5 protein-coding genes and 1 pseudogene are annotated in these 4,449 nt (G+C 40.9%); 1 reads left to right on the top strand and 5 read right to left on the bottom strand.

Translation table 11 applies throughout. From position 1 onward, the window contains the following. The 4 genes from HMPREF3139_RS05035 to HMPREF3139_RS11225 all read right to left on the bottom strand — a co-directional run. The coding region (locus HMPREF3139_RS05035) for a hemagglutinin repeat-containing protein (protein WP_210388923.1) at nucleotides 1-395 on the bottom strand (395 nt) is incomplete at its 3' end. A gap of 336 nt (nucleotides 396-731) precedes the next feature. After that, on the bottom strand, nucleotides 732-1,394 hold the full coding sequence (locus tag HMPREF3139_RS05030; protein WP_070460989.1) for a hypothetical protein: 663 nt from the start codon (nucleotides 1,392-1,394) through the stop codon (nucleotides 732-734). A 187-nt stretch (nucleotides 1,395-1,581) separates the two neighbouring features. Then, nucleotides 1,582-2,085 (bottom strand): hypothetical protein, encoded by a 504-nt coding sequence (locus HMPREF3139_RS05025; protein ID WP_070460987.1) that lies wholly within the window; start codon nucleotides 2,083-2,085, stop codon nucleotides 1,582-1,584. Nucleotides 2,086-2,090: 5 nt separating this feature from the next. After that, nucleotides 2,091-4,046, bottom strand: a complete 1,956-nt coding sequence (locus tag HMPREF3139_RS11225; protein WP_070460985.1) for a hypothetical protein — start codon at nucleotides 4,044-4,046, stop codon at nucleotides 2,091-2,093. 36 nt (nucleotides 4,047-4,082) lie between these two features. Here HMPREF3139_RS11225 and HMPREF3139_RS11220 point away from each other — a divergent pair, with 36 nt between their 5' ends. After that, nucleotides 4,083-4,259, top strand: a complete 177-nt coding sequence (locus HMPREF3139_RS11220; RefSeq protein WP_283127011.1) for a hypothetical protein — start codon at nucleotides 4,083-4,085, stop codon at nucleotides 4,257-4,259. Here the strand turns inward: HMPREF3139_RS11220 and HMPREF3139_RS11215 are convergent. Beyond that, a pseudogene (locus HMPREF3139_RS11215) lies at nucleotides 4,253-4,449 on the bottom strand (PspA); the annotation flags it as partial. The gene HMPREF3139_RS11220 and the pseudogene HMPREF3139_RS11215 overlap by 7 nt on opposite strands.

The following is a 4,449-nucleotide window of genomic DNA, read 5'->3' as shown; positions in this document are numbered from 1 at the left end:
AGGGGATTTTGGGGAATTTTGCAAAGGTCTCCGCCTGTTAGCCGGGTGTGCCCGCCTACTTGCACATCAAAGCCATCATCACCCGCAAACAATCCGCTTTGTTCGCTCACGCTGCGGTGTTCGGCGTTGATTTTGCTTTGGCTGTAATCGCCTGAGGCGGATGCGCCATAGCCTACGGTTACTTGGGCGCTGATGTTTTGTTGGCGGCTGCGGTAGTCGGCGGTGTCTTGTAGGCTTTCTATATTGAAGTTGGCGGCGCGTACGGTGATGCCTTTGCCTGTTACTTGTGCGCCTTTGATGTTGGTGTTGCCACCGCTCACAATAACGGTGGGACTGCCTGCGCTGCCGACATGGCTGTGGCGGTAGGTGGTTTGTTCGGCACAGGTTAAAACCATATCGGCAGATTATTTCAGGCTGCGTAAACTGCTGGATAGACGCATTTATGAGCTATGTGCCAAACATTTCGGGAAGCAAAATGAATGGCACATTTCTCTGGAAATACTGCATAGAAAATCGGGCAGCATGGCAACGCTGCGCCGTTTTAGGCAGGCGATTAAGGAGTTGGTAGCCAGCAATGATTTACCCGATTACCGACTGACTTATGATGATAAGAAAGATATGTTGAAAGTGCGAAATCGGGATTTGTCTAAATTTCTCAAAAAATCACCATAGGCAGCCTGAAAGCATAAATTGAGGTTTTTCAAGCTGCCTAAATGTGTTTTTTAAAGCACCTATTTTTTATGGGTTGTAAATAATGCTGCACGTCCTTTATAAAAATCCAAGTTAAACAAATCAATATTAAAATGTTTGCAATATTCAGCAACCATATCAACCGTTAATCGCTCCTTTTTGATTCTTTTTTCATAGCTAGCTAAGTTCTCAAATTCAAAAGGTTTTCCGCTTTGTTCAAAAGTTGTTTTACTGGTTTCTTTATGCACCATAATCGTTCTACTTTCTACTGCATATTCTGAGATTTTATTTGCACCATTTCGCCAATGAAACATTACCGCACCAAATTCATCTTTCTTAAAATCTGGAGAAAGATATAAGCTGATATTCTGTATCCCCCATGTTTCGGATAGATAACTAGGTTGGCTAAATACGTCTGTACCACGATATCCATTTTCCATATATAAGCACCATTCAGAAGCAGTCTCTAAAATAATATATTTATTGGGGTATCTCTGCGCAAAAGGTTCCAACATTTTAATTTTATCCGACAAACTTAATTCATCAGATACTTTTTGATGATGTACCGTCCACCCCCATATTAGACCAAGCTCTTGCAATCTTTGCTCAAAGCGTAACACCATCTCATTAAATGGAATTTTAAAGAAACACAAATGAGTGGTATGAGGTTTATGATCTTGTAAAAAAAACTGTGGGTTATTCATAATCAATCTAACGTCCTTAAAATAACAATAGCATCTTTATCATTGCTGAATATTCTATCTGCGTGTGGTATTCCGCGCGATGAAGTGCTTCGATCGTACTCAATATACACTCTTTTACCTGATGGAAGCGTTGCTTGCAAGTCTGGGCGGCATATTCCTACGCGACAAAAATTTCCATACTACTAATCTACGTCAGCCCCAAAAACAAAGATTTGTTTTTTTCATTCAACATATCTATCCTAAATATACCATCGCTCCATTTAAATCCATCTTCAAAAATCCATTCTAAATATACTCTTAAATTAGAACGTGCATTATCACTTTTGCATAATGGAAATAAACCATACAAAAAATCAAATGCCTCATTACATGATTTAATTGAAAAATATTGCGATTCATCCGAAAGCATGGAAACAAAAGATTCGCTTTCATATTCGACAATCATAATTTTTACTAGAGTAAAAAAATCATTCTTACTTATTATGTTATTAATAGAACAGATCCAATAATAATCGGTTAATGTTAAATCTAAATCCTCATAAGGATGTTCCCCAAAAGAACTGGTTTTTTGAAATTCGGCATATTTAAACCTGTTATATTCAACAATTTTTTCTCTATCAATTTCAATATCATAAGGAAAAACGAATATAAGCTCGGCAATGTAGCTGGTCATTTCTTCAATATCATTCATTGTGATCACTTGCTATCTCTCCTCCTGATTGCATCATTCAAAGCTGGCTCAATGTTTTGTCGGAATTGATTTATTCTATTTAATAACGCTTGCTTATCGTTATCGCTTAATGTTGAGTTTTTAATTTTCCTTTCTAATTTTTTTGCTTTTTTTAAAAGATTTTCTGTCTTTTGGATATGGTTTGACGGATGTTTAACACCCACTTCCTTACCAGTTCTTGCATATTCCTCAAGTGCACCTTTTAAGCCTCCTCGACTTTCAGCCTCTCTGCCTGTGTAATTTGCAATTCCTTCAATATCAGAAATTTCATTTTCGTACTGCTTTTTGATTTCATTAAGATCGCGTTTAGGTTTTTCAGGTTTATCCGCGTTATTAGATACTTTATCTGTATCATCAGGCGTTTTATTAAAATTAGATTTCCTACCATTATCAACTACTTTATTATTATCAGTATTTTTGCTTACATCAGACTTACGAGGTGCAGGCAACGCCCTTTGTTCAGTCACCCCTGCATAACTAACATTTTTACCATTGGGCAAAGTTGCCTCCACTCCCTTGCCTGTTAGTCGTGCAATTGTCCCTGCCGGCAGGGTTGTTCCATTGGACAGATTCTGTGCCTGTGTGAGCTTAACGGTTTGATTAGGTATCAATGTTCCACTGGTAAAATCAAATGCTTTTCCATTTGGAACAATTGGTGCTTGTTTTTTTATTTCTGCTGCCAGTTGTGTAGCAGATAACTTACCTGCGCGGTACAGTTTATATTTGTTAGCCAATTTACTAGGGATACGTCCTGCTAGCTCCATTACTGGCAATTGATACCACATTAACCGTTGTTGGGTTGCATGGTTGTATTCATATATTCTACCTGCTTCAAAATCTCTCCCTTGTAAACGTAGCAGGGCTATACGGTTAGTCTCCATTTGTTGATCGTCTAGTGGGCCCACTTCATCACTGGCAGACGAATCATAGACGTATCTCGGCAAGGAAATTATGCCTTTCCCAATTATCTTTGGATCATTATGTGCATCGTTACTGCTATCTTTATAGCCTTGTTCCATTCCTCTTTTAAAATCCATTGAGGCATTACGGTTTTCAATCTGAATACTATGCAAGAATTTATTTATTTCGTTTTTGTTTTTATCGGTATAGGTACTAAATAATGTTTTTAAATTTCGGTCTTGATCTAAATATTCACGATTAGTAGCTGTAAAGAATTGATGACTTGCACCAAAATTATCTAGATAATGAAATCTAGATGTGTTTTGAGATAAAAACTGTTCTGCAAGTTCATTGCGTCCATGCAGTATTGCCCATTCGCTGTCCACCATCGCGGCAGCTGCGCGATCTAATTGGAGCTGTGCTTCTTGGGTGGTTAAATTTATACCCTTATTTTTTAAATAGTTAATATATTTTTGTAGCGTATCTTTACTGTGTAACCACTTCACTTCATCAGGATGCAACTGGCGATTAAACCAATCCGCATTCGCCCCCGCAACCTCCGCACCCGTGCTTCCACCCGTCAGCGCACCAATCGCTGCGCCTCCTAGGGTGTCTGCCAGTAATTGCCCTGCGCCACCAAATTTATCGCCTACTTGGTTTAAATAGGGTGCTGCTAGCGATGAGGTGCCTGCTCCTACTGCGCCTTGTGCATCACCTGTTAAGAGTGCTCCTACCCCTGCGTGGAGCGCAGCTCGCCCTAATCCGCCTTCCTTCCATGTGTTGTACTCTGTTTGATGGTCGGATAGGTATTGGTCTGCAAGGACGATTTGTTGTTGCAGTTGGGCAATTTGCTCAGGGTTTTGCGCGTCTTTTAATTGCTCTTGTAAATTTGCTTTAGCGATTTGAACGCGCTCGTAGTTCTGTATATTGCCCAGTTTATCTGCTGTCCATGCAACAGTTTGAGCGGCAACGGGGGCAAATTGTTGTGAGACATTGCGCTGCAAATCCAGCTCGCTTTGCACTTTGTCCGCATCAAATCGGTTTTTCAGGCTGCCTGATTGTTGGCCGGCATCCTCGGTGCGGATGTCGGTGTACGCCAGTTGCGCGGCTTTGTCTGTGCCGTAGCCTGTTTTGGCGAGCTGTCCTGCCTCATCGGTGAGGATGATGTTGCGGGTGTTGATGCCGCTTTTTGTGATGTTGCTTTGACTGTCGCTGTCGCTGCCGTAACCTACTGATGAACTTGCGCCGTTTTATCGGCTACGCTTGTCAGGTGTTTGTCTTGAGGCTTATTTTGTGCGCTCTGCCCCAGTGTTTCGCCGCTTACGGCAATGCTGGCACCCAATCCAAAACTTTTGCCTTCGTATCGGCTGTGGTTTTGAATGTCGCTATGGGTGAGGGTGGCCGTCTGAAAGCGGTTTTTGCCTT

This window comes from Neisseria sp. HMSC15G01, assembly GCF_001808255.1.
In the GTDB taxonomy this organism is placed as follows: domain Bacteria; phylum Pseudomonadota; class Gammaproteobacteria; order Burkholderiales; family Neisseriaceae; genus Neisseria; species Neisseria subflava_A.
This window is presented reverse-complemented; position numbering and strand designations above follow the sequence as displayed.

Coding starts and splice junctions, on each gene's coding strand:
- HMPREF3139_RS05025 (WP_070460987.1), bottom strand. CDS start 2,085: ATGAATGATATTGAAGAAATGACCAGCTACATTGCCGAGCTTATATTC.
- HMPREF3139_RS05030 (WP_070460989.1), bottom strand. CDS start 1,394: ATGAATAACCCACAGTTTTTTTTACAAGATCATAAACCTCATACCACT.